This is a genomic window from Paenibacillus sp. Paensp38, from assembly GCF_059491915.1.
The window spans coordinates 4,964,154-4,989,407 of record NZ_CP168516.1; the positions used below are offsets into that span (position 1 = coordinate 4,964,154).

General features: G+C 47.0%; 24 protein-coding genes. All 24 read right to left on the bottom strand.

Features of this window, described 5'->3' with window-relative positions; genetic code table 11:
• Positions 1-80: 80 nt before the first annotated feature.
• The 24 genes from ACEN8J_RS21920 to nadB all read right to left on the bottom strand — a co-directional run bounded on the left by ACEN8J_RS21920 (position 81) and on the right by nadB (position 25,209).
• The gene (locus ACEN8J_RS21920; RefSeq protein WP_029514647.1) at positions 81-473 is read right to left on the bottom strand and encodes a 3-hydroxyacyl-ACP dehydratase FabZ family protein; all 393 of its coding nucleotides are present in this window, start codon (positions 471-473) and stop codon (positions 81-83) included.
• Positions 474-492: 19 nt separating this feature from the next.
• Entirely contained in the window at positions 493-1,734 is a 1,242-nt protein-coding gene (gene fabF, locus ACEN8J_RS21925; RefSeq protein ID WP_495593973.1) for a beta-ketoacyl-ACP synthase II, read from the bottom strand.
• Between the two features lie 23 nt (positions 1,735-1,757).
• The gene (locus ACEN8J_RS21930; protein WP_029514645.1) at positions 1,758-3,458 is read right to left on the bottom strand and encodes a thiamine pyrophosphate-binding protein; all 1,701 of its coding nucleotides are present in this window, start codon (positions 3,456-3,458) and stop codon (positions 1,758-1,760) included.
• Positions 3,455-4,678 (bottom strand): aldehyde dehydrogenase family protein, encoded by a 1,224-nt coding sequence (locus tag ACEN8J_RS21935; RefSeq protein WP_029514644.1) that lies wholly within the window; start codon positions 4,676-4,678, stop codon positions 3,455-3,457. The genes ACEN8J_RS21930 and ACEN8J_RS21935 overlap by 4 nt, the downstream gene beginning before the upstream one ends.
• A 44-nt stretch (positions 4,679-4,722) precedes the next feature.
• A complete protein-coding gene (locus ACEN8J_RS21940) occupies positions 4,723-6,183 on the bottom strand; it encodes a class I adenylate-forming enzyme family protein (protein ID WP_495593974.1) in 1,461 nt (486 codons plus the stop codon).
• A 12-nt stretch (positions 6,184-6,195) separates the two neighbouring features.
• Complete coding sequence (gene fabI, locus ACEN8J_RS21945) at positions 6,196-6,966, bottom strand: enoyl-ACP reductase FabI (RefSeq protein WP_029514642.1); 771 nt, start codon at positions 6,964-6,966, stop codon at positions 6,196-6,198.
• 462 nt (positions 6,967-7,428) lie between these two features.
• Entirely contained in the window at positions 7,429-7,962 is a 534-nt protein-coding gene (locus ACEN8J_RS21950; protein WP_029514641.1) for a hypothetical protein, read from the bottom strand.
• 293 nt (positions 7,963-8,255) lie between these two features.
• Entirely contained in the window at positions 8,256-9,593 is a 1,338-nt protein-coding gene (locus tag ACEN8J_RS21955; RefSeq protein WP_209950324.1) for a TrkH family potassium uptake protein, read from the bottom strand.
• A gap of 85 nt (positions 9,594-9,678) precedes the next feature.
• Positions 9,679-11,205: a lysine--tRNA ligase gene (lysS, locus tag ACEN8J_RS21960; protein ID WP_029514639.1), complete on the bottom strand. Its 1,527-nt coding sequence runs from the start codon at positions 11,203-11,205 to the stop codon at positions 9,679-9,681.
• A gap of 110 nt (positions 11,206-11,315) precedes the next feature.
• A complete protein-coding gene (gene greA / locus ACEN8J_RS21965; RefSeq protein WP_013308160.1) occupies positions 11,316-11,792 on the bottom strand; it encodes a transcription elongation factor GreA in 477 nt (158 codons plus the stop codon).
• 214 nt (positions 11,793-12,006) lie between these two features.
• Positions 12,007-13,035, bottom strand: a complete 1,029-nt coding sequence (dusB, locus tag ACEN8J_RS21970) for a tRNA dihydrouridine synthase DusB (RefSeq protein ID WP_165150712.1) — start codon at positions 13,033-13,035, stop codon at positions 12,007-12,009.
• Positions 13,036-13,079: 44 nt separating this feature from the next.
• On the bottom strand, positions 13,080-13,280 hold the full coding sequence (locus ACEN8J_RS21975; RefSeq protein ID WP_185156379.1) for a helix-turn-helix domain-containing protein: 201 nt from the start codon (positions 13,278-13,280) through the stop codon (positions 13,080-13,082).
• Positions 13,232-13,780 carry a 2-amino-4-hydroxy-6-hydroxymethyldihydropteridine diphosphokinase gene (gene folK, locus ACEN8J_RS21980; protein WP_495593975.1) on the bottom strand — a complete coding sequence of 183 codons (549 nt, stop codon included), beginning with the start codon at positions 13,778-13,780 and terminating at the stop codon, positions 13,232-13,234. Before folK ends, ACEN8J_RS21975 begins: the two co-directional genes overlap by 49 nt.
• A gap of 9 nt (positions 13,781-13,789) precedes the next feature.
• Positions 13,790-14,152, bottom strand: a complete 363-nt coding sequence (gene folB, locus ACEN8J_RS21985) for a dihydroneopterin aldolase (protein ID WP_013368705.1) — start codon at positions 14,150-14,152, stop codon at positions 13,790-13,792.
• A 449-nt stretch (positions 14,153-14,601) separates the two neighbouring features.
• Positions 14,602-15,468: a dihydropteroate synthase gene (gene folP, locus ACEN8J_RS21990; RefSeq protein WP_165150714.1), complete on the bottom strand. Its 867-nt coding sequence runs from the start codon at positions 15,466-15,468 to the stop codon at positions 14,602-14,604.
• Entirely contained in the window at positions 15,465-16,361 is an 897-nt protein-coding gene (locus ACEN8J_RS21995; protein ID WP_495593976.1) for an aminotransferase class IV, read from the bottom strand. Before ACEN8J_RS21995 ends, folP begins: the two co-directional genes overlap by 4 nt.
• Positions 16,362-16,364: 3 nt before the next feature.
• Positions 16,365-16,940 (bottom strand): aminodeoxychorismate/anthranilate synthase component II, encoded by a 576-nt coding sequence (gene pabA / locus ACEN8J_RS22000; protein ID WP_165150716.1) that lies wholly within the window; start codon positions 16,938-16,940, stop codon positions 16,365-16,367.
• A gap of 5 nt (positions 16,941-16,945) precedes the next feature.
• Positions 16,946-18,568, bottom strand: a complete 1,623-nt coding sequence (locus ACEN8J_RS22005; RefSeq protein ID WP_340883967.1) for an anthranilate synthase component I family protein — start codon at positions 18,566-18,568, stop codon at positions 16,946-16,948.
• A gap of 126 nt (positions 18,569-18,694) precedes the next feature.
• Complete coding sequence (gene cysK, locus ACEN8J_RS22010; RefSeq protein WP_029514630.1) at positions 18,695-19,633, bottom strand: cysteine synthase A; 939 nt, start codon at positions 19,631-19,633, stop codon at positions 18,695-18,697.
• Positions 19,634-19,872: 239 nt separating this feature from the next.
• A complete protein-coding gene (locus ACEN8J_RS22015; protein WP_495593977.1) occupies positions 19,873-20,817 on the bottom strand; it encodes a peptidyl-prolyl cis-trans isomerase in 945 nt (314 codons plus the stop codon).
• Between the two features lie 20 nt (positions 20,818-20,837).
• Positions 20,838-21,722: an Hsp33 family molecular chaperone HslO gene (gene hslO, locus ACEN8J_RS22020; protein ID WP_025718327.1), complete on the bottom strand. Its 885-nt coding sequence runs from the start codon at positions 21,720-21,722 to the stop codon at positions 20,838-20,840.
• Between the two features lie 219 nt (positions 21,723-21,941).
• Entirely contained in the window at positions 21,942-22,709 is a 768-nt protein-coding gene (locus ACEN8J_RS22025; protein ID WP_039274025.1) for a type III pantothenate kinase, read from the bottom strand.
• Between the two features lie 6 nt (positions 22,710-22,715).
• Positions 22,716-23,606 carry a carboxylating nicotinate-nucleotide diphosphorylase gene (nadC, locus tag ACEN8J_RS22030; RefSeq protein ID WP_495593978.1) on the bottom strand — a complete coding sequence of 297 codons (891 nt, stop codon included), beginning with the start codon at positions 23,604-23,606 and terminating at the stop codon, positions 22,716-22,718.
• On the bottom strand, positions 23,596-25,209 hold the full coding sequence (nadB, locus tag ACEN8J_RS22035; RefSeq protein ID WP_495593979.1) for an L-aspartate oxidase: 1,614 nt from the start codon (positions 25,207-25,209) through the stop codon (positions 23,596-23,598). Before nadB ends, nadC begins: the two co-directional genes overlap by 11 nt.
• Positions 25,210-25,254 lie beyond the last annotated feature (45 nt).

A 25,254-nucleotide genomic window follows, 5' to 3' on the forward strand; every position in this document is an offset into this window, starting at 1 on the left:
ATTCCATGATGTGAATATCCTCCCGCTGCACCTGGCAGTCAGGAGGACAAAAGGAAAGTTTAACGTGCGCTTCCACACCGTCATTGATCCAGTGAAACAATTTCTTCCGCCTCAACTACCAATCGATCCCCTACGGAAGCACGACCACTTCCCAGAATATAGCCCCGTCGACGCTTGATCACTTCAAAGTAGAGATCAATTCGGTCCCCAGGCTTCGCCAAGCTATGGAACCGAATCCCATTGAGATTGGTCAGGTATGAAATCCCTTTTTTATCAACCGCCACGAATGCCGCCAATTGTGCAAGCGACTCCACAATCAACATAGGAGGCATGTATGGATTACTGTCTGTAATGAACCACTCACTCCAGGTGACAAGCTTGTATCCCTTCGCCCACTGCGACGTTTCGTACCCGGTCACGCCATCCAACAGAAGAAAAGGGTACCGGTGAGGAAGCACATCCGGGATATGGATTAGCTCTTCGCTCACAGGCTTATTCCCCTTCCCACTTGCGAACAGCAAGGCAGACGTTGTGCCCTCCGAAACCAAATGAATTGCTAATCGCTGCGCGGACCTCGCGTTCCTGATATACATGCGGCACAAAGTTCAATTCAGGAGCTTCCGGATTGTCACAATTGAGTGTCGGTGGTATTTTGCTGTGAATCATGCTCTGCACAGTCGCAATTAATTCGACTGCCCCTGCACCGCCCATTAAATGGCCAGTCATGGATTTAATAGACGATATCGCCAAAAGGGGGGCATGCTCCCCGAACACTTTTTGAATAGCATTAATCTCCATACGATCATTAAATGGCGTACTCGTACCGTGGGCATTGACATAGTCGATTTCCTGCGGTGTTAAGCCGCCATCCTGCAGTGCGATGTTGATCGCTTCTGCCGGGCCGGAGCCAGAGGGATCTGGAGCCGTGATATGATACGCATCCGTTGTGCATCCGTAACCCACAACTTCGGCCAGAATGGTGGCTCCGCGGTTCAAAGCATACTCCAACTCCTCCAGCACCAAGACTCCTGCTCCTCCACCGATGACGAATCCATCACGATCCACATCAAACGGACGACTAGCCTTCTGCGGCTCTTCATTACGTCTGGAGAGAGCATGAATATTCGCAAATGATGCCAGATCAAGCTGACTAAAATTGGCTTCTGCTCCACCGGCAACCACGACATCAGCCGTGCCGTACTGGATCGTACGTAATGCTTCACCGATGGCATTGCTTCCTGTAGCACAAGCTGTAACCACAGCAAACGAAGGCCCCTTGGCCCCAATAGCAATGGAGATTTCACCAGGTGCTGAATTAATCATCATCGAGGAAACAAAATAAGGAGAAACTCTTTTGGGACCAAGCTTTGTTAATTTCCCATAGTTCTCCTCTATAACGTCGAGGCCGCCTGCTCCAGAGCCGACAATAACCCCCACGCGACTTGCATTCTGCTCATCAATCACTAATTTGGATTGCTCCACCGCCTGCCGGGCAGCCGCCAAAGCAAACTGAGTGAACTGTGCCACTTTATTAGCTTCCTTCTTGCTCATATATTGCAATGGGTCAAAGCCCGTAACCTGTGCACCGATCTTTGTCGGAATGTCCGCTGTATCGAAAACAGTGACAGGTCCAATTCCGCTTTTTCCTTCTAACAGTGAATTCCAGAAATCCGTAAGATTAAGCCCAACCGGCGTTACGACTCCCTGTCCAGTCACTACAACACGTCTTCTCACTGTATCCACGTCCTTCGTTGAAATTAATTCTTGGAAGCCTGTTGCTCGTAGAGAGGAAAGTCGCCATACACATGACTGATTTTTTCATGCACATCCGCAAGATCAGCATATACCTCGACGACCACAAGCTTGTTCTCCTGATACTTTTGCCAAGCAAGCTGAAGCTGTTCCCGTGCCTCTCCCTTACTCCGAATTGCGAGGCTTTCCACAAACTCATACTGGGGAATTTGAATTCCTGTCTTGGCCGCCTCAGAAACAAATGGGAGGGACTGCCCTGTGAGATGTTTATAATTCATCTGATTCTGCAACCAACCATAGCCACCATTATTGAGTACGATATAGATTAACGGTATTTGATACTCCACCGCCGTCATAAAATCCGAAGAGAAGAGATTGAACGCACCGTCACCTACAAGTGCCACTACTGGACGTTGCGTTGCCACACTTGCTCCCAGAGCAGCAGCCGCACCGAATCCAAGACTCGTTTGATCACTAGGAACAATCGAAAGAGAGCCTTGGGCAAAGCGGAAATATGGATAAAAATAGGACCACATATCCTGCAATCCATTTTCTTGAAGAAGCACTAGATTTTCAGGAAACTCCGTCTGAATGATTTCCAACAGCTCAGGAACGTGGATCCCAGGAGCTTTTTTCAATTCCTCCAGATAGATAGCCCTTTGAGAAAAAGCCTTCTCTTTACAGCTCCTAATCGTTTCAAGCCACACTCCATCAGGCTTCTGTCCTAGCCGATCATGCCATTGCTCCACTGCTGCATATCCATCACCAAGCACTTTGATACCCCTGTATTCGTGTGCAAAATCCTCCAGATTTACATTGACTTGAATCAAAGGTGTATCCTGTAGCAGAATATCCCACTCGAACGTAGCCGTTTCTTCCAAGCGGCTGCCCAGTGTGATCACCACATCAGATTCCTTCCAGATTTGTCTTAGACTGAGATCCGTATAGAGTCCGGCAACACCGCAGAAAAGTTCGTGTTCTTCATCCACTACACCCCGTCCCGAGGCAGTTGCGAACAAGGCCGCTCCATGTTGGTGAGCGAACCGCTCAATCACATCACCTGTACCTGACTTCATTCCCCCTCCGACTAGAATGAGCGGCCTGCGCGCCGTCTTTATAATCGCCCAAGCCGCATCCAACTCCCGCAGAGACGGAGAACACGAAAGCTTCTCGGGCGGGGTAAACTGAAGTCCTGTTGGCACAGGCTGGTCCATCAGGTTTTCAGGGAGTTCGATATAGACAGGACCCGGCGCTCCATTGATGGCCAAAAAGGCAGCCCGCTCCATCGCCCATACAAGCCGATCTACATGCTCGACACGATAAGCCCATTTTACAAGCGGCTTCACAAGTGAGATTTGATCGGCTTCCTGAAAGGATCGGGTACCCAGCTTATCTCCTCCGGTACCAAGCGCCAGAAGCAAGAGCGGAGCGCCCAGGTTCTTGGCTTCCAGCAGCCCTGTAAGTGTATTACTGAGCGCAGGCCCTTTACCCACAACACATACGGACATCTGGTTGGTCGTGAGCGCATAACCTGCTGCCATGAACACAGCATTACGTTGATCTTTGCACAAAATAAAATCCATACCGGATGAGGGGAGTGACGATACGATTTTGAGGTCATCACTTGGTAATCCAAAGAGATGCTGAACCCCAGCCGATTTTAAGTAGCCAATGATGGCATCCCAGGGAAAAAAGCTCGCAGTCATACCAAACTCCTCTTTTCCGACAAATATTCTGCGACAATTTCTGAAATCAAGATCGGCTTTGAAATGAGCTTGAAATCGTAAAAAATATAGTTCGACATCGTGCCGTAGCCACCAAAAGGCTTATTGCCTTGATCCACATCCTCAAGCGTCTGATTAATGGTCAATGTGTGCTTCTTTCGTAGAACGTCAGTCAGGTGCTCCGATCCGTATAAGCTGCAACCCATTGCACGTTCACTGAAATAACTGGAGGAGATACGCTTGATCAGTTGCTCGTCGTTTTGGTAGCTAACTACATTGAAGACTGGCGAAAAATACTCAATAATCTCCAGATTCTGATCCAATTCACTATATACAACCGTTGGCTCCATTTTTTTCGTACGGAAATCAATGCCGCCGCCGTAAATAATAAACTTATCGTTCGTGTTAAAATATTCAGAAACCGAATATAGCGTGTCTTTATAGAATATAGGGGTATAGTTTGCATTCGGGTCATCGTTGGCTCCAAACACGAGTTGGTCAAGCTGTTGAATCAGCAGATCCTTGAAATGCTCACTCACATCTTGATGTACCAGAATGATGTCGGGGCCTAGGCAGTCCTGTCCAGAGTTGAACAATCTCATTCGGATCACATCGGTAACCGCCAGCTCCAGATCTGCATCAGGCCCGATGATGAAAGGATTTAGCCCTTGTCCGTAAAAAATGTAGAGCTGATCTTTTCGAATCTGTTTTTTGATCTTCTCCGCATTGGTATAGCTCCCGGTGAACACCACAATATCAGCTGGCATCACGGAATTCTCCATGAACACCTTCTGGCTAACTTTGCGAATATAGATGGGTAATCCATGTACAGCCTGAAGCTTTTCATGCAGCATGTTGACGTACTCATTTACGTGAGAAGAAGGGCGAAAGTCTATATTTTCAACGTACAGGGACGGAATCAAAAGGTATAATGCATAGGAGTATAAAATGACGTTGGAAGGCATGAATACAGCCATAGATCGTTGCCGACTTGGCTGATAGGTCTGCACTTCTTGCAGAGCACCTTGAAGTGTGAGGATCGTGGAGTCAATTTCTGCATTGGCGGCCCGATAGGATGAAAATTGCGTGAGAATATCCATCACTTCCTGCCGATTTTCAATCAAATAATTGAGGCATTTCAGAATAGATTCATGCCTTTCCAAAAACAGTGTGTTTTCTGCCAATTCTGGATTTATATTCATGGCACATTCTCCCTTTCCTATATGCGGTTTTGGTAAATATCTTGCTATACTTTGCGGGAGGCAACTTTTTCCAGGGCAATACGCTCCATCTCCAAACGATCCACTTTTCCATTGCGATTTAAAGGAAAGTGGTCGAGCGGAAGCAAAAGATCGGGAAACATGTATGAAGGGAGCACACGATTTATTTCTTTGCGGAGTACAGACAAGGCTTGCAAGGATTCGCCTTCGATGAAGGCAAAAAGTAATGTCCCTTTAGCCTCATCCTCCAAGGTGATCACGCAGGATCGGTAACCTAGAGAACCAATGCGGTCCTCAATATAGACCGGAGATACCATATAGCCCATCCGGTTGACCGTCTTGCCGCTGCGTCCAATGACATACAGCATTCCGTCATCCAGATAGCCCAGATCCCCCGTCTTGAACCAACCGTCCTGTAGAACGGATTGCGTCAGGTCTGGACGATTCAGATAACCTTCCATGCATCCAGCACTGCGTATCCACACTTCGCCTACGACACCGTCCGTCTGCTGTTTGCCTGTAGAATCTAGTATTTTCAAATCCACACCAGGTAATGGTAGACCACAACCCTTAGGACACTCTAGCGTCCCTAGCGTAACGTTGCCCAGTTCAGAAAGGCCGTAACCATTCAGCAAGGGCTGTCCAAATATGTTGTTAAATTTCTCTTCAAGGTCTTGGGTAAGTGGGGAACCGCCTACGCACCACATGCGCACCGGGGCTTCCTTGACCATTTCCAGTTGTTCGGGTTTTCGGTTTAGCATACGCAACAAGGTGTAAAAAGCAGAGGGGTTAGCATCTACGACCGTCGCCCGGTCTTTCGTAATACTTGCAATGACGCTCCAGAGGTTTTTTGGATTGCAGATGATGAGAGAACATGAGGTTAACCACCAGGAGAAGATAAGTGAGATTCCATAAAAATGAGAGAATGGCACAACGGGGAGCATATGGTCAGACGGTAGGTAGTTCATGGCGTGTATAGAATGCCTGATATTCTCCATAAAAGCTGAACCAGCTTTCACGATTCCCTTGGGTTTTCCCGTCGTACCTGAAGAATACAGAATGAGCGCATCTGGCCTCTCGCACCACTTGTTAAAGTCGAGGGCTTCGAGCTTTGGCTCTCCCACCCAATCCGGATGTGCTGTTTCTTCTTGAATCAAATCTTGAATCAGAATAACGAGAGCATGAGGGAGTTCTAAATCGGAATCCGTAAGGATACAACAGGCACCTGCTTCATCATAAATTTGGGCCACCTCATCGAGCACAGTCTGCTCGTCCACCACAGTCACCGAAACAGCGATATTGCACAGGGAGAACAGAGACACAACAAACCAATAAGAATTGGCCGCTTTCAGAATCACTCTACCGTCTTCGGGAATGCCTCTGAGAGTCAACATCCGGGAGAAGATCGTAACGTCTCGCTCCAGACGCTCCCTGGTCATAATTCCTTCAGATGAGATAATCCGGCAATCCGTATGCGTAATAAGCACAACGTTCCCTCCTTACATCCCCGTAATATGGTATCCAGCATCTACATGGATAACTTCACCCGTAATGCCTCTCGATAAATGGGAAAATAGGAATAACGCCGTATCTCCGACTTCAGACGTATCAACCGTCTTGCGTAAGGGCGTAGTTTCTTCAATATGTTTGAGCATTGTGTTAAAATCCTTAATGCCATAGGCAGCCAAAGTCCGTATCGGACCAGCGGAAATCGCATTTACACGAATGCCATATGTGCCCAGATCATTCGACAGATAGCGCATGCTGGCTTCCAGTGAAGCCTTCGCCACACCCATAACATTGTAATTTTTGATCGCTCGTTCTGCGCCAATATACGTCATGGTGACGATACTCCCACCCTCTGTCATCAGTGGGTACACTCGACGGGATACAGCAGCCAAGGAATAGGCGCTGATTTCTTGTGCAACGGCGAATCCCTCGCGAGAAGTGTCAACGAACAAGCCATCCAAATCCTCAGCCTTAGCATAGGCGACACTGTGAAAATAACCATGCAACACGCCTACTTTTTCTTTTAGAAAATCCGCCAATGCATCAAGCTCTTCATTGCTTTGTACATCGCAAGGACAGACCAGTGCTCCCGGAATGGTTTCAGCAAGCTTTAGTACCCGCTCTGCAACCCTCTCATTTTCGTAAGTAAAAATGAGTTGTGCCCCTTCAGCAGCTAAAGATTGAGCTGTCCCCCAAGCAATACTCCTGTTATTAGCCACGCCCATAATCAAAATGTTCTTACCGCTCAGTAGTACTGCCACAGAAACCACCTTTCTTTTTTTACATTATTAAACAAAATAACAACTTAATTGAGTATGTCTACATTTATAGACATATGTAATCTTTCCTGGAATATTATCGCGTTAATTGCCAAACTTAGATAGGCGACGTTTTAGGCAAATCACAAAATTTATTTTAAAATTTGTGTAACACATCATGTATGCTGTCTGTCATCTCACAAAAAATAATTGTGTTGCTTCTGTTGGTCTGTGTTCAAATCGAAAGGGATACATGTGTGTGAAAAAAGATAGCGAGGCGAAAATAAGGTGACTGTCAAAGTAAGTTAAACATAAAATCCGCATATTTTTGTAAATATTTACATTCCGATGACAGACTCACCCCACTACCGGAAGTAACCACTTCATTTTCACCAACAATGACTCTCCCGATTTGAACATCCTGAGTGACCAGCCAGATATCATCTAAGTGTAAAACCTTAACCTTTATAGACTACGCTTTTGTTTTTTGGGAGCTAAAGTATAGCTAAAGGAGACAACAAAGTCGATTACCAGAACGATCGCCCATGTTTGCATAATGCCCTCCAAAGACGCCGTACGCTGAGGATCATCAACATACACAATGATGGCGAGCAACAAAGCATTACCTATAGCCCAACCCAAAAGGTGAAGCAACCAACCTATCCGTTCCTCTTTTGCATGAGCAGCACCATACTTGCGTTCAGGCTTGGGTCCCTTACCAAACCAATGGGAGAACCGTACATCCGCCCACTTAATTAACCTATGACCAAATGCTACTGTAATACCAAAATAACAGGCCGCCAAGCCAGTAGCAGTCGTAATCTCCATGCCACTTTTCACCGTGATGAACACCGCAATTAGTAACAGGATATCAATAATTGGGGTAAAGACTAAAAGAAGCCCACCTAATTTCTTCAACCCAAACATATACCTTGCGACTAACCCTGCAACAACAAAAACCCAAAACAAAACCTCAGCACTAATAATAAATAAATACATAATGGACGATTCCTTTCAAATTAGAAATTGGTATTCACCTCAACTATCCCCCTTTCATGCCCACTATCATACAATATTATACATAATATTCCTAGTATTTTGTCTATAATTACATAAAAGGAAACAAATAGCCGTTTTTTCTATGAAAAACAGTATCTGTTCAAACTATTTCGTCTCGTTCTCAAAATGGGCATTTTACATCATATGCTACCCATAAAGAATTATGATGATCTGAAATGAAAAAAAGATGTACCTATGCTAATCAGCACGGGTACATCTTTTTTACAGATACACTATCCAATTACGATATGCCCTTCGGGACGACGGTACAATGTCTTGGTTGAGCGTGGACGAATGGCATAGGCAATCGTAAGAGGACCAATTCGACCAATAAACATAGTCACACAAATAATCAGCTTGCCTGCGTCAGACAACCCTGGCGTCACTCCTACGGACAACCCTACCGTTCCAATTGCGGAAGCAGCCTCAAATGCCAGGGAGAGAAATGGGGCATCCTCTGTCATTAAGAGCAGTATAACCACAATCGAGAATATAAATAGGGCTAGTACAATAATGGTCAGCGCCCGCATCATGATATCTTTGGGGACCCTATGACGGAAAAATACAATTTCCTTCTGTCCTCGCATGACGGCGATTAGCGCACCTACCATAAGCAGAAACGTAGTCGTTTTGATTCCTCCTCCCGTGGAGCCCGGAGAAGCACCGATAATCATCAGCAACATAATAAAAAACTGACTTGCCTGCCTTAACCCGCTGATATCGACTGTGCTCGTACCTGATGATCTCGTGGAGACCGATTGAAAGACAGCTCCATATACTTTGCCTTCCCAGTTCAGCGCACCCAAGGTTCGTGCATTGGTAAACTCAAAAATAAATAAAACCAGCGCACCAATCACAATGAGCGCTCCCGACACGCTTAGCACCATTTTGGAGTGTAGAGATAGTCTCCGGGTACGGCGAAAATCGAACAAATCGCTAAGTACAAGGAAACCCAAGCCTCCTGATATAACGAGCACAGATGCAATCATATTGAAAACAAAATCTCCAGCGTACTGTTGGAAGCTAGTCCCGAACAGATCGAATCCCCCGTTATTAAAGAGGGATACGGAATGGAATATTCCATAATAGATCGCTTGTCCGACAGGCATCTCTCGCATCCACCGCAAAGCCAAGACAACGGCAGCTATCGCCTCAATGGTAAAAGAAAAGATCAGCACCTTGCGAATAATACGCACGATCCCTTCCATGCTATCGGCATTAATAGCCTCCTTAAGCAGCAACCGATCCTTCAGCGATAATCGCCGCCCCAATAACAGCGCAAACAAGGTCGCTAAGGTCATAAACCCCAGCCCGCCTAGCTGCATCAGCACCAAAATGACGGTTTCGCCAAACATCGTATACGTTGAATCGACGTCAACGACGACCAGTCCTGTGACACAAGCGGCTGAGACGGACGTAAAAAGCGAATCAATCCAATGCGGAGCATGACCACTATGATTGGCAACAGGAAGCATCAGTAGCAAAGTACCCAATGCAATAATCAATAAATATCCAATGACCAATATAAAAGGAGGCGATGCGAACCGACTAAGCTTGACGCTGCGTTTCATTAGAGTATTCTCTCCATCCGTTCTTATGAAAAAGAGGAACAAGACACGGGAAACCCGGCTGATCCTCTATATTCATAATGTTATGTTATTCTACTGTACGGTTACGCATATGCGGGAAAAGCAGCACATCGCGAATGGAAGGCGCATCTGTCAGCAACATGACCAAACGATCGATGCCGATGCCCAATCCGCCTGTTGGCGGCATACCGTATTCCAAGGCGCGGATAAAGTCATCATCCATTTCATGAGCCTCATCGTTACCGTGCTCACGTTCCAGCAATTGAGCTTCAAAACGTTGGCGCTGGTCGATTGGATCATTCAGCTCAGTGAACGCATTCGCATGCTCACGAGCGACCACGAACAGCTCAAAGCGATCCGTAAACCGCGGATCTTGTTCGTTTTTCTTGGCCAACGGCGAGATTTCAACCGGATGTCCCGTAATAAAGGTTGGCTGAATGAGCGTTTCTTCTACGAACTGCTCAAAGAATGCATTCAGGATATGGCCAAAGGTCATGTGCGGTTCAACCGGAACTTTATGCTCTTTCGCAAGGCGATGAGCTTCTTCATTACTCATCTGCACGCTAAAGTCTACGCCTGTTACTTCTTTAACAGCATCAACCATGGAGACTCTGCGCCATTGCGGCGTCAGATCCACTTCCTGGCCTTGATATTGAATGTGCTGTGTGCCCAGTACTTCTTGCGCAATATGTGCAACCATGTTTTCCGTCAATTGCATGATATCTTTATAATCAGCATACGCTTCATACAGCTCAATCATCGTAAACTCAGGGTTATGGCGGGTCGAAATACCTTCATTACGGTAAACACGACCGATCTCATATACTTTCTCCATTCCGCCGACAATTAGTCGTTTCAAATGGAGTTCAATAGCAATACGCATATAAAGCTGCATGTCCAATGCATTATGGTGCGTAACAAATGGCTTCGCTGCCGCTCCGCCAGCAATGGAATGCAATGTTGGGGTTTCAACTTCCAAATAGCCGAGCGAATCGAGATAACGACGCATGGATTGAATAATACGGGACCGTGTAATGAACGTTTTTTGTACTTCAGGGTTCATAACCAGATCGACATAGCGCTGACGGTAACGCAATTCAACATCCTTCAGACCATGATATTTCTCTGGTAATGGATACAAGGATTTGGACAAGACCTCAATATCCAGCACTTTGATTGTCGTTTCGCCTGTTTTGGTCTTAAAGAGCACACCCTTAACACCAACAATATCGCCCAGATCCAAAATGCCAAATGCTTTATATTTGGATTCAGGTACTGTGTCTTGACGAACATAAATTTGAATACGTCCGCTAAGATCCTGTATATGAGCAAAGCTGGCTTTTCCCATAACACGTTTAGCCATAATGCGGCCTGCTATGCTAACTTCAATATTCTTTTCTTCCAGTTCTTCCTTAGTCAAACTGTCATACTTGCTCAGTAGTACGCCCGCTTCAGCCGTGCGTATGTATTTGCGTCCAAAAGGATCAATGCCCAATGAGCGAAGCTCGTCCAATTTGGCACGACGAATTTGCAATAATTCACTTAATTCCTCGCGGTTTTCTTGTGTTTCCTGGTTAGTAGTTTCATCCGACATGGTGCTAAATCAGCTCCTTCAATATGAATAGACGGGCCGGGGTCCGTCCGGGTGTAGAGAAAAAAAGCTTCCACAAGGAAGCTTTTACATTAAATTCCAAAGTCCGTGTCTTATTTCTTGATATCCACGATTTTATATTGAATAACGCCTGCTGGAACGGTGACATCCACAACAGTTCCCTTTTTCTTACCGAGAATTGCCTTGCCAACCGGACTTTCATTCGAAATCTTGTTCTGTAGCGGGTCGGATTCGGCAGAACCTACGATAGCATACTCTGTAATATCTCCGAATTCCAAATCTTCAACAGTCACAGTTGCGCCTACTCCCACAACATCGGTGTCAATTTCATCACTATTGATAATGCGGGCATTGCGTAGCATCTTTTCCAACGTAATTACACGGCCTTCAATAAAGGCCTGCTCATTCTTCGCATCCTCATATTCGGAGTTTTCACTAATATCTCCGTATCCGATGGCTACCTTAATCCGTTCAGCCACTTCGCGGCGTTTGACAGACTTTAAGTTCTCAAGCTCATCTTCGAGCTTTCTAAGACCTTCCTGTGTCAGAATGACTTCTTTATCGCTCATCTTAACCGATTCTCCTGTCATGGGAAAAGTTTAAAAGTGCATCGGAATGCACGCTTTCAAAACATAATATGCCACTCTGAGGGAATGAGAACATTTCCTGCTGTTGTCTTGAGAGCTGCACACAATTTGTAGCATACATCAAGATTTTATACTGAACGATTATAGGGCAAGCAATTGGAAAAGTCAATCGCACGCACAGGCAGGAACAGCTTCCTTATTGCGCAACAGCAGCAGGAGATGCAGCACTTGTAAAAGGCTCATCGTTTTCTACCATGTGCAATTGAGATACAAATTGATCCAAAATACGTACCATATCGTCGCGCTTTGTTTCTTCCATAATGACATCCTTAATACGTGCTGAACCTTTAAGTCCCTTGAGGTACCAAGCCAGATGCTTGCGCATTTCACGAACAGCTACTGCTTCACCCTTCAAAGCAACCAGACGATCCATATGCAGAATGGCAATACGAATTTTTTCTTCCGGTGCAGGATCGGGCAACAGCTCACCTGTTTGCAAGTACTCAATCGTACGATAGAGCATCCACGGATTCCCCAGAGCACCGCGTCCGATCATAACGCCATCACAATTGGTCAAATCCAGCATACGGCGAGCATCTTCCGGTGATGCCACATCGCCATTTCCAATTACAGGAATGGAAACTGCTTCTTTAACTTCTTTTATAATATCCCAATTCGCAAGTCCCGTATACAGTTGCTCCCGTGTACGGCCATGTACGCTAACGGCCTGTCCTCCGGCACGTTCAACAGCGCGAGCGTTCTCTACGGCATAAATATGCTCACTATCCCAACCAATACGCATTTTCACAGTAACCGGCTTGTTTACTGATTCCACTACCGCCGATACCATTTCATAAATCTTGTTTGGATCGAGCAGCCAACGAGCACCTGCATCACATTTGGTCACTTTGGGAACCGGGCAACCCATATTGATATCAATAATATCTGCATTCGTTTCCTGATCTACGACCTTCGCTGCTTCCACCAGAGTTTCACGGTCGCCTCCGAAAATTTGCAAGCTAAGCGGCTTCTCGCGCTCATCTACAAACAGCATCTCACGTGTACGCTTGTTGCCGTGAATGATCGCCTTATCACTAACCATCTCTGCACATACCAAGCCTGTACCGAATTCCTTGGCGATCAGGCGAAAAGCAGGGTTGCACACGCCTGCCATCGGAGCCAGAACGACTTGGTTTTTCATTTCAATACCGCCGATTTTCAACATATCTGTTCACCCCTTTATTCTTTCTTTTGTATCATTATTTATCGTCATTCCGTCAGTTCCCGGACTTCAATTTCTAGCGTTTGGGCGATAATGTTCAGCATGTCTAAGTCTATTGTACGATTGCCTCGCTCCACAGCACCTAATACAGTCAAAGATATACCGGTACGCTCTGCCAACTCCTGCTGTGTGAACCCTTTTAGTTTCCGAAAGGCGCGGAGTCGTTGCGCCAGCTGCATGTTTTCCAAAGCTGTATGCCGTCCTTTCCATCCACAGAATTCAATGCAGTATGCACGATACTGTACAGACCGGACGGATCTTGGTTCGGAACGATGTCAGCCAAGGGAACCAGTACAAAAGCACGCTCCAACATGCGAGGGTGAGGAAGCTCCAAATCCGGTGTAGCCAGTTGTGCCGCTCCCATCCATAACAAGTCCAGATCAATGGTTCGTGGACCATTAGGAATATGTCTTACTCTCCCCAGACGACTCTCCACCTCCAGCATATATACCAGAAGCTCCTCTGGAGCAAGTGTTGTAGATAGGGCTACCGTCATGTTCAAAAAAGAAGGTTGATCCAGATACCCAACAGGCTCTGTTTCGTACAGGCTGGAGCACCGTATTACCCGGATACCCGGATGTTCGTCCAGCGTCGTAATGGCTTCATACAGGGTATGCTCGCGCTCCCCCAAATTAGCCCCTAAAGCAATATAAGCCTCTGATGCCTCAGAGGTCGAATGTGCATTCATGTATCGTTCCTACTTTCTTGCGCGATAAAGCTCAACCGTCACGCCTTGAAAATGAATATCAAATGGCGGATGCGGCTTCGTGACTTTGACAGTCAGTGCATTGACACTAGTATAAGTGTCCAGTAGGGAAGATGCAATACGTTCGCCCAAAGCTTCAATCAATTGGTAAGACTCCTTTTCTACAATATCTTTAACGGTGTAATGCACCTCGGCGTAATTAACCGTTTTGTCCAAAGCATCCTGCTCACCCGCTTCACGCAGATCAAGCTCCAGTTCCAAATCAATATAGTAACGTTGTCCCAGCTTACGTTCCTCTGGAAAAACGCCATGATATCCGTAATACTCCATACGATGCAATTTCATTTTATCCATTGTGGGTAGGCCCCCTGTTATTTATTAGATTTTTCTAAATAAGCTCAACTAAAGGTGTACACGCGGCACCACTACGCGGTCGGATGGTACTTCCCATCGCTGTTGTGCCCAGATTTCCTTATATTAGGATAAAATGGTTGGAATCCTGGCACAAAGGCGACCGCTTCGCTTGTACAGCACCATTCCGTCCACTTCGTTTTCGTTCTACTATTTTTTCCGTTCTTCTTACATTAATTTCTCTCTAAAAAATACAGTGACTTTATGGTGCGTTGTAGCGGAATGAAGGATTTGAATCCGGAGAAGCGTAGCGCTCGCCTCCAAAGCTTTTCAAGGAAAAGCTACATCGTAAGCATATACTCAACGGGATTCCTACAGTCATATGTTTTACCAATTCAAAAGAATCCCGTTGCAACAGCGATCACAGGATCAAATCATTCATGAAGCGTCTCCTAACCACCATAACTCAGTGCATTTTTAGACCCGTACACCATCGCATCACACATACGTACGGTGCGCTTGATTTGCGCCACATCGTGTACACGCACAATCTGGCACCCTTGAGCAATGCCAAAAGCAACAGTAGCCGCCGTGCCCTCCACCACATCATTCACAGGCAAATCCAGTGCTGTACGAATAAATCTTTTGCGCGACGTAGCCAATAACAGCGGAAAGCCCAGCTGACCCAATCTATCGAGAGAAGTCATGGCATGAATATTTTCATCGTAATCCTTGGCAAAACCGATACCTGGGTCTAAAATGATCTGTTCCTCACGTACCCCCGCATCCAGCGCTAATCGGATACTCTCTTTTAAATCGGACAGCATATCAGAAACTAAATCACTATAGTTACGGTCATGACGATTATGCATCAAAATGACCGGGCAATCGAATTCCGAAGCTACACGTGCCATATCAGGGTCTGCCTTAAACCCCCACACATCATTAATGATATGTGCGCCAGCTTCGAGTGCCTTTCTGGCTACTTCAGCTTTGTAAGTATCTACAGATAATGGAATGTGCGGTGCGATACGATGGATGGCCTGAACGACCGGAATGACCCGAGCCAGCTCCTCTTCCACACCTACTGGATCATGACCGGGACGGGTAGACTCCCCGCCAATGTCAATGATATCGGCTCCATCTTCCACCAGCTTCAATGCATGTAAAACAGCAATCTCCGGGTTATAATGTAATCCTCCATCGGAAAATGAATCTGGGGTCACATTCAGTATACCCATGATCTGTGTAGAATGTCCGAGCGTAAGCTCGGCATCCCCCATTCGGTAACTACGTTGATAAAGGGTCGGTATGTTCACTTGATCCCTGCTTTCTGTCTATAATCGTGCAACAGCAAAGCTGTTATGGACTTGGGGTGCGTCAAGAGAACCGATACATGGTTGGTTGCTCCTCCCGGCTCCAACAACAAATCCACGGGCCGTATTTCTTGTATAGAGTTGGTCATAAAAATTTCATCAGCCTGTTTCAGCTCGTCCCAGCGGTACAAGCCTTGCTCACAAGGAATGTCTCGCAGATGCGCCAGCTCCAAAATGAATTCACGTGTAATGCCTGGCAGAATCCCTGTAGACAAGTCAGGGGTATACAGCGTATTATTCCGCACAAAAAACAAATTGCTGACCATTCCCTCTGCCAGAAAACCATCCGCCGTAAGCATCATTCCTTCAGCCTTATAACGGACAGCCTCGGCATACTGCTGAAGTTCCCGCTTCGCAAGAATGTTATTCATATAATGGAGCGACTTTAAGCGAACCTCACCCTCTGGAGTGTTTCTGGGGGTTCGCAACAACTGAAGCGCCGATGGGGAAGTGGATTGCCCGGTTTGTGTATTGGTAGAGGGCAACGGTTTGGCAAACAAAATATGGTTGGGGCGCGTATAGTCACCCGTCGGCAATCCTAGCGCCTCTTCACCCGCTGATACGGTGTAGCGGATATAGGCTTCATCCAGTCCATTCGCCACCATCAGATGTTGGATGTGTCTCGTAAGTTGCTCCTCATCCGGTTGAAAAGGAATGCCGAGCATTCGGCAGCCTTCCTCCAGTCGACGTAGATGCCGATCCAGCAAGAACGGAACACCCTTATAGGTCCGGAATGTTTCAAACAAGCCCATTCCGTATAAAAAGCCGTGATCACTTACGTGAACCACGGCTTTTGCGGCTTCCGTGAGGACGCCGTTGACTCCGATATATTTCATGAATCAGACGCCTACCTTGCGTTTTAGGAAATTGCGTAACAGTTGATGCCCGTAATCCGTAATAATGGATTCTGGATGGAACTGAACTCCTTCTACGGAAAATTCTTTATGCCGCAAACCCATAATTTCACCTTCTGCGGTTTCAGCGGTAATCTCTAGACACTCAGGCAGACTCTCGCGCTCTACCAGCAATGAGTGATACCGGGTTGCTGTGAACGGAGAAGGCAAGCCTTCAAATACTGACGTATTGTGATGAAGAATCGGTGAGGTTTTACCGTGCATGAGTCGTTCAGCCCGGATAACCTTACCGCCAAAAGCCTGTCCGATGGCCTGATGGCCGAGGCAAACGCCAAAAATCGGAATGCGACCTTTAAAATGGCTGATCACATCCAGTGATATCCCCGCCTCATTCGGCGTGCATGGACCCGGCGAGATCAAAATATGCTCTGGTGCCAGCTCTTCTATGCCTTTCACATCAATCTCATCGTTCCGTTTTACGGTTACTTCTTCGCCAAGTTCACCCAAATACTGAACAAGATTGTACGTAAACGAATCATAATTATCAATCACCAAAATCATACGACTCACCCTCCTGTGATACCGCTTCTGCTCAAAGCGGCTTCTTCTTCACCACATTGTACCGCCTTCATGACAGCTTTGGCCTTGTTCCGACATTCCCGATATTCCCTGTACGGGTCTGAATCAATGACGATCCCCGCACCTGTCTGTAAATAGGCAGTGCTGCCTTTAACAGCTAGTGTTCTTATTATAATATTTAATTCCATATTACCGTTATAGTCAATCCATCCAAGGGACCCAGTATAAGGCCCCCGCCGGACAGGCTCTAATTCTTCGATGATTTCCATCGTGCGCACCTTGGGTGCCCCGGTAATGGTTCCGCCTGGAAAAGTAGCCGCAATTACATCTATAGCTGTACGACCTGAGGCTAACTTCCCCTCCACCTGAGAAACCAAATGCATAACGTGCGAATAATACTCGACAGTCAGCAGTTCAGGTACATGCACCGATCCGTATTCGGCAATCCGTCCGATATCGTTACGCTCCAGATCGACGAGCATAATATGCTCGGCGCGTTCTTTTTCGCTTGATAGAAGCTCTGCTGCCATAGCGGCATCTTCGTCCGGTGTTAGCCCCCTTCTTCTCGTACCTGCAATAGGTCGGGCGCTCACACGTCCATCCTCCAGCTTCACCAACAATTCTGGCGATCCACTGACGATCCGTAAATCCGGCATACGCAGCATACCCATATAAGGGGATGGATTCAGCAGACGAAGCCATTCATATATATTCTCAGGAAGGGCTGCAAGCGTACGTTGCTGACGAATCGACAAGTTAACCTGGAATACATCCCCTTGGGCAATATATTCCTGCACACGTCTTACGGCCTGTTCAAAATCTTGTTGGCTGAATGCCGCTGTCCAACCTTCAGATTCTTGATGAGCAGCCTCTAATCCTTTTTCGGACAGCCGAGCACAACGGCGAGGATGAGCTGGATCAGTCTCTCCCGCATGTATGATGTTCTTCCACTGAGTCAGCATGCGTTCTGCACGTTGGACCGCTTCGGCATAAAGTTTGCCAAGTATCGATATGGTCTCATCCACCATAAGCTCATTAGCCAAATCAGTCTGGCTACTGAATTCACCGGAGCGGGCAGGATTGGGCATATGAACAGCACAATATATGCAGGATTTTTCGTGATCATAAATCCATAACTCATTCACCCTCATCCATACATAATCAGGTATGCCCGTATCGTCTGCAGCTTGAGATGGCAAACGCTCCAACGAGCGAGCTACATCGTATCCAAGATAACCCGCAAATCCTCCAGAGAAAAAGGGCATGCCAGGTACACGCGGTGCACGGTAAGGAGCGATCCAGTTGTTCATGACTTTCAAAGGTTGACCATGTATATCTCCATGCTTCCCACTTTGCAAGTCAGTCCAAACTGCATGTTCTCCCTTGCCTTCCAATACAGCAACCGGATTTAAGGCCAGATAGGTGTACCTCCCACCTTTAGCGCTCTCCAGCAAAAAGGCATATGGCGACGAATCCTCCCAAGCCTTCCGCCACGATGACGGTAGCCCTCCCACGGGTAATGGGTACTCAGCGATATAGGGAAGTATGCTCCAGCCTTCCTCCTGCCAAACCTGCCACTGCGCCTCCGTCACTCTAGCTGTCGATTTCATCCGTGTGTGCTTCCCCTTCCCAACTTTTCAATAAGTCTACATTCTCTCCTTAAAAAGAAACCCCCACTCCCCTGCAACAGGGAAATGAGGGAATCCTTACGTATAGTATACACAATTACGACATAATTACAGCTCGAAATTGTACAGTGGTGTACTCAGGTAACGTTCTCCATTACTTGGAATAATGACAACGATCCGTTTACCCTTGCCCAATTGCTTAGCAAGTTTCAAAGCCGCATGGACAGCCGCGCCAGATGAAATACCGGACAAAATGCCCTCTTCCTTGGCCACTCTACGTGCTACCTCGAAAGCTTCGTCGTTTTCTACATGAATAATTTCATCATAGATATCACGGTTTAAAATTTCAGGAATAAAGTTGGCACCCAACCCTTGGATCTTGTGGGGTCCTGGCTTACCGCCTGCTAACAGCGGGGAAGAGGCAGGTTCTACGGCCACAACTTTAATATCAGGGAATTCTTTCTTAAGCACTTCACCGGCTCCAGAAATGGTTCCGCCAGTACCTATTCCCGCTATAAAAGCGTCCAGAGTTCCGCCAATGGAATGAATGGCTTCCACAATCTCAGGACCGGTCGTTTCACGGTGAATTTTGATATTAGCTTTGTTCTTGAACTGCTCAGCAGCAAAATAATCCGGATTTTCACTCAGCAATTCTTCCATTTTCTTAACGGACCCGTTCATGCCTTCTGATCCTGGTGTTAACACAAGTTCGGCTCCATAAGCGCGCAACAAATTACGACGCTCTATGCTCATCGTTTCTGGCATAACGATGACTGCCTTATAGCCCTTCGCAGCAGCAACCATAGCCAAGCCGATTCCTGTATTACCGCTAGTTGCTTCAATAATGGTACCGCCTGGCTTAAGCAGACCTTCACGTTCAGCTTCTTCTACCATACTAATCGCAATACGGTCTTTTACACTGGAGCCTGGGTTCTGATATTCCAGTTTCAAATAGATTTCAGCGCTATCTTCCGGTACGATCCGGTTGAGGCGAACGAGGGGGGTTTCCCCGATAAGTTCGGTGATGTTATTAACAACTTTAGCCATGATAATTCCTCCCTGACTGTAGATGATATATTAAAAAATGCGAAATCATATTGTAGATCAATCTTAGTCAATCACTTTAATTTTGTACCGTTCATTTAATTTCCGATAAAAATAGTGGGTTTTATACGCTAATCATAACAATCTTCAATTCCAATGTCAATACGAGTGAGTAAGCTGCGATGCTGTCAACCCGCGTTATCAGCATCGCGCTTCCTTCAAACCAATGTTCTTTCACTACGTTACAGAGAAGCGGAGGATGCATTCTTTCCAGATAAAATACGCGCTCCATACTTATCACGCAGACTCTTCTCAACCTCTTCCAAAGGAGCGGCTTGTGCAAGCGCAAGAGATCGACGAATTTGCTGCCGGATCTGCTGCTTATCCGGAGAATTCTTCAACCGGACATCCTGTACATAAATGACAGCATAGCCATCGTTAACAGAGATTGGACCCGCAACATCCCCAGAGCTTAGCTCTCTCGCCGCCTTCATAATCGCCTCCGGTTGCAATGGATCATATTCATCCACCCATCCCATCTGTCCACTGCTATCTTTGTCGAAAGGCTTACCTGAATGCTCTTGAATCAGCACATCGAAGCTCTCCCCCTGCTTAACCCGGTCTAGCAACGCTTCTGCTTCCTCCGCATTATCCACATAAAGAGCTGCCAATTGGATCTGCTTACCGACGGCAAATTCCTCGGGATGCTGCTCCCAATACTCGTCAATCTCAGCTTCCTGAACTTGAATACCCTGCGTAGCTATTTTCTCCAAACCAATCCGGTATTCCGCTTCATTCCGCAAGTCAACCGGATCTAAGCCAAACTGTCGCTGCATTTCATCAAAGTAGGTATGATCTGATTCATACCCTTTACTATCCTGCTCCAGCACCTGCTGTAAATCCTCTTGGGTGATCTTGATACCGAGACGCTTGGTTTCAGCCTGCACGGCTTTACGATTCAACATTTGCAACAGCGTATTGGTTCCATATCGCTTTTTCAGTTCCGCTACCCACTGTTCCTCCGATATGCCTTCCTGACCCATCTCCGCCACAGTATGATCGCCGTCATCCTTGCTTACATCACCCGGCTTTGACAGCCCCCGAAGCATGATAAGACCACCCAAGGCGGCGACGCTAACGGTCAGAATAATGACAGCTGTCCATAATCCCTTTTCCCGTGTAGTCATCGCTTGCACCGCCCATCCGGTTAGGCTTTGGCTTGATCTAACAGATTTTGCAGCTCATCTTTATTAAACTGATAAGCCTCATTACAAAAGTGACATACGACCTCAGCCTGTCCTTCTTCCTCAATTAACTGCTCTAATTCGCTTTCTCCCAAACTGATCAATGTTTTTTCCACGCGCTCACGTGAACACTCACATTGAAAATGGATATCCAATTCATCGAGAATCCGAACGTCCGGCAACATCCAGCGCAGCATTTCATCAAGTTCCAACCCTTGATCCAGCAAAGCGGTAACGGGCGGAATGGAGCTGACTGCATTTTCGATCGCAGTTATCTCATCATCATTCAAGCCTGGAAGCAATTGAATAATAAATCCACCGGCCACAATAACCGAGTTATCAGTATCTACCAGCACACCCAAGCCCACCGCTGACGGGGTCTGCTCCGATTTGGCAAAATAATAGGTAAAGTCCTCACCCAGTTCACCGGAAATAATCGGAGTACTGCCGCGATACGGTTCTTTTAACCCCAAATCCTTGATGATATGAATGAACCCCTCTGTACCTACAGCACCCGCTACATCCAGTTTGCCCATACTATTGCTCGGCAAATGCACATGTGGTTCAGTAACATAACCTCGTACTTCCCCTACAGCATTGGCATCAACGACGATTTGCCCAATCGGTCCATCACCTTTAACTTGAATGGTCAATCGCTCTTTGCCTTTTAGCATAGAACCCATAATAGCTCCTGCTGTGAGGGTTCGCCCTAAAGCAGCGGTAGCCGTTGGATACGTATCATGTCTTCTCCGCAATTCCTCTACCAATTGAGTTGTCCGAACAGCAAAAGCTCTAACCCTCCCATCCATGGCTGTGCCACGAATAAGTCGATCCTGCTTATTTTCCATATTGATATCCTCCCCTATTCTCCAGGACAGCTATGCTGCTTATTTTCGTTAGTATTGCTCATCATTAAAGCATAATTTCCTACTATATAAACAACCTGCATCGACAGATCACGCGAATTGTTCAAAAACGTAACATATTTCAGTATAGACGAAAAACGCCGCTAATCCAAACCGATAAGATCATCGGTTGGACGCAGCGGCAGCTTATATCCACTTTTTTTATTCAGCGTTACGTTGGTAAATGATACGTAATCCTTCAAGCGTCAACATCGGCAACACTTTCTGAATGCTCTCTGTCTCTGATGCGATTAGCTCTGCAAGACCTCCGGTAGCAATAACCGTAGGCTCCGCCTGCATTTCTTCCTTAATGCGCCTCACAATGCCATCCACTTGCCCAGCATAGCCGAAGATAATCCCAGCTTGCATGGCATGAACCGTATTACGACCAATAACCTTTTTGGGTTTCTCCAACTCGATGCGGGGCAGCTTGGAAGCCCGTTGATACAGTGCCTCTGTCGAAATCCCGATACCCGGTACAATTACACCACCCAGGTAGTTTCCCTTATCGTCAATACAATCAAACGTCGTCGCGGTTCCAAAATCCACCACAACCAGCGGCCCGCCAAACCGTTCGACAGCTGCAACAGCGTTCACGATCCGATCCGCACCTACTTCACGCGGATTCTCATAACGCAGGTTAAGACCGGTCTTGATTCCCGGTCCGACGATTAACGGCGTTTTGCCTATGTATTTATCGCACATTTCTTCTAATACACGGACCAATGGCGGAACGACAGAGGAAATAATAACTCCATGGATGTCATCCTTTAATACGCCACCCATACTAAAAAGATTATGTATGAGTACGCCGTATTCATCTGCGGTTGCCTGTCTGGAGGTACTGATCCGGTAATGGTGCAACAGCTCCCGCCCTTCGTACATCCCCAGAACAATATTGGTATTACCTACATCCACTACTAGAATCAATGGGTGTCACCTATCTTTCTTTGCGTTAAGGTCAAGGCTGATATCCAGACTATGAAAAGAGTATGTCAGCCTCCCTACAGAAATCACATCTACGCCACTCTCAGCCATCTCACGCACTGTATCCAGCGATACATTGCCCGAGGCTTCTGTTTTGACATGTGGTGCCCGTTCCCGAATGAACCGAACGGCTTCCTTCATATCTGAGGCAGACATGTTATCCAGCATAATGATATCCGCCCCAGCTTCCAGGGCTTCCTGCACTTGTTTCATGTTTTCCGTCTCAACTTCAATCGTCATCGTATGCGGTATATTAGCGCGCGCTCGACTCACAGCTTGTTCAATCCCACCTGCGCCCTTAATATGATTATCCTTAATCATAACAGCATCGTACAGGCCAAAGCGATGATTCGAGCCACCGCCTACACGAACAGCATACTTCTCCAGCAGCCGATGTCCCGGTGTTGTTTTGCGTGTATCCACCAAGCGGGTGGACAAACCATGCAATTGATCTATAAAAGCTCGAGTCCGCGTGGCAATGCCAGACATTCGTTGGAGCAAATTTAACGCCAGTCGCTCTCCAGTCAGAATCGCATGGGTACTTCCATTTACTTCAGCCAAAACGCTTCCCTTTTCAATCCACTGTCCATCGGTCACCAGCGGAGTGAACGACAAGGAAGGGTCCACTACCTGAAATACAAGGGCAGCCACGGGTAAACCCGCAACTACGCCGCTCTCCTTGGCATGAATGACAGCCTTGGATTGGTGGCCCTGCTCAATCGTCCAGCGCGTGGTCACATCGCCAGAGCCCGTATCTTCTCGCAGCCAGCTGCGAATTTGTGCCGTCAGTTCCTCCTGATATCCACTAAACTCTCCATAAAGCTCGCTGTTAGATGTCATGAACGTACTCCTCCGTTATCCCTTGATCACGTCGCTGCTGAACATGCTTTCGCCAGGCGCTATCATCTGTCTCAGGAAAATCCTCGCGATAATGCGCTCCCCGGCTCTCCTCACGCAGTAACGCACCATCTGTTACTAATAAAGCACATGTGAGCAAATTGGCAAATTCGATCTCTTCCCGGCTAGCGATCACAGCCTCGAAAATAGGCAATTGCCCTTGCAGCTCATCTAATGCTGCTTGCAGCCCCTCGCCGTGCCGACGAACTCCAGCATAACGAACCATTGCTTCTTGCAGCTTATGCCGTTGCTCCGTGACGGATGAAGCCGGGAACTCTGTGCGGTTATCGCTATAAGATATCAACGTATGGCCGACCAGCGGTGGCAATGAATGCAGTCGCTCAATAATCCTGCTGGCGAATACAATAGCTTCAGATAATGAATTGCTCGCAAGACGATTAGCTCCGTGAACACCTGTAGAAGAGGTCTCCCCGCAAGCGAATAAACGCGCAATGGAGCTTTCCCCGTGTAAATTGGTCTGAACACCACCCATCATATAATGGGCAGCAGGCGCAATGGGAATCCAGTCTGTCGTCATATCCAAACCAAATGACAGACATGTCCGATAAATGGTTGGAAAACGTCGCTTCACCCGCTCAGGCGGCTCATGCGTAATATCCAAGTATACAAACGCAGCTTGGGTGCGTTCCATCTCATGAATGATAGCACGAGCTACGATATCTCTGGGTGCAAGCTCCTGCCGTGAATCATACTTGTCCATGAAGTGTTCTCCGTGAATATTGCGTAACACGGCTCCTTCTCCCCGTACAGCTTCGGAAATTAGAAACCTTGGAGCGCCCGGATGGCACAACGCCGTAGGATGAAACTGTATGAATTCCATATCCCGGACAATCGCCCCAGCACGATACGCCATAGCAATACCATCCCCGGTTGCAATATCCGGGTTAGTCGTATAACGGTATAATTGCCCGCTACCTCCTGAGCACAAAATCGTTGCATTAGCAGTGATATACGACCTTTCCCCACCTGGCTTTTGGACGAGGGCCCCAATACACTCACCATGCTCAGTCAGCAGGTCGATGACCATGCACTCTTCCCACACTTCGATACCGGGATGAGCAGCAACCTGCTTTGACAACGCACGAACAATTTCATAACCCGTAGCGTCTCCATTCGCATGCAAAATACGCCGATGGCTATGCGCTCCTTCCCGTGTCAATGCTAGTTCACCATCCACACGATCAAAAGCCGTTCCCATACGTATTAACTCTTGAATACCAACTGGACCTTCATGGACAAGCGTTCTGACCGCCTCTGGTTCGCACAAACCTGCACCAGCAATCAGGGTGTCCTGCATATGATAAGCAGGTGTATCCTCATCCGATGTGACAGCAGCAATGCCGCCTTGAGCATAACGTGTGTTGCTTTCCATCAAAGTCTTCTTGGTGATCAGCAACACTTTCCGATTCTCTGCAGCCTTAATGGCTGTATATAAGCCCGCAATGCCCGAGCCGATAATTAACACGTCGGCTTCCAATCGGGTCAATTCCGCTACATCAAAATCAACTAGATATCTTGGAATCATGCCTTCACCTGATTTCACAGAAGAATAGCGCACACCATAGGTTCT

Bases quoted from the DNA above. Each gene is read 5' to 3' on its own strand.
- nadB (WP_495593979.1), bottom strand. From the start codon at position 25,209: ATGATTCCAAGATATCTAGTTGATTTTGATGTAGCGGAATTGACCCGA.
- ACEN8J_RS22015 (WP_495593977.1), bottom strand. From the start codon at position 20,817: ATGACTACACGGGAAAAGGGATTATGGACAGCTGTCATTATTCTGACC.
- lysS (WP_029514639.1), bottom strand. From the start codon at position 11,205: ATGTCGGATGAAACTACTAACCAGGAAACACAAGAAAACCGCGAGGAA.
- ACEN8J_RS21930 (WP_029514645.1), bottom strand. From the start codon at position 3,458: ATGACTGCGAGCTTTTTTCCCTGGGATGCCATCATTGGCTACTTAAAA.
- pabA (WP_165150716.1), bottom strand. From the start codon at position 16,940: ATGATTTTGGTGATTGATAATTATGATTCGTTTACGTACAATCTTGTT.
- ACEN8J_RS21935 (WP_029514644.1), bottom strand. From the start codon at position 4,678: ATGAATATAAATCCAGAATTGGCAGAAAACACACTGTTTTTGGAAAGG.
- nadC (WP_495593978.1), bottom strand. From the start codon at position 23,606: ATGACATCTAACAGCGAGCTTTATGGAGAGTTTAGTGGATATCAGGAG.
- dusB (WP_165150712.1), bottom strand. From the start codon at position 13,035: ATGTTGAAAATCGGCGGTATTGAAATGAAAAACCAAGTCGTTCTGGCT.
- cysK (WP_029514630.1), bottom strand. From the start codon at position 19,633: ATGGCTAAAGTTGTTAATAACATCACCGAACTTATCGGGGAAACCCCC.
- ACEN8J_RS22005 (WP_340883967.1), bottom strand. From the start codon at position 18,568: ATGAAATCGACAGCTAGAGTGACGGAGGCGCAGTGGCAGGTTTGGCAG.
- folB (WP_013368705.1), bottom strand. From the start codon at position 14,152: ATGGATAAAATGAAATTGCATCGTATGGAGTATTACGGATATCATGGC.
- ACEN8J_RS21950 (WP_029514641.1), bottom strand. From the start codon at position 7,962: ATGTATTTATTTATTATTAGTGCTGAGGTTTTGTTTTGGGTTTTTGTT.
- folK (WP_495593975.1), bottom strand. From the start codon at position 13,780: ATGAATGCACATTCGACCTCTGAGGCATCAGAGGCTTATATTGCTTTA.
- hslO (WP_025718327.1), bottom strand. From the start codon at position 21,722: ATGGAAAATAAGCAGGATCGACTTATTCGTGGCACAGCCATGGATGGG.
- ACEN8J_RS21995 (WP_495593976.1), bottom strand. From the start codon at position 16,361: ATGAAATATATCGGAGTCAACGGCGTCCTCACGGAAGCCGCAAAAGCC.
- greA (WP_013308160.1), bottom strand. From the start codon at position 11,792: ATGAGCGATAAAGAAGTCATTCTGACACAGGAAGGTCTTAGAAAGCTC.
- ACEN8J_RS21955 (WP_209950324.1), bottom strand. From the start codon at position 9,593: ATGAAACGCAGCGTCAAGCTTAGTCGGTTCGCATCGCCTCCTTTTATA.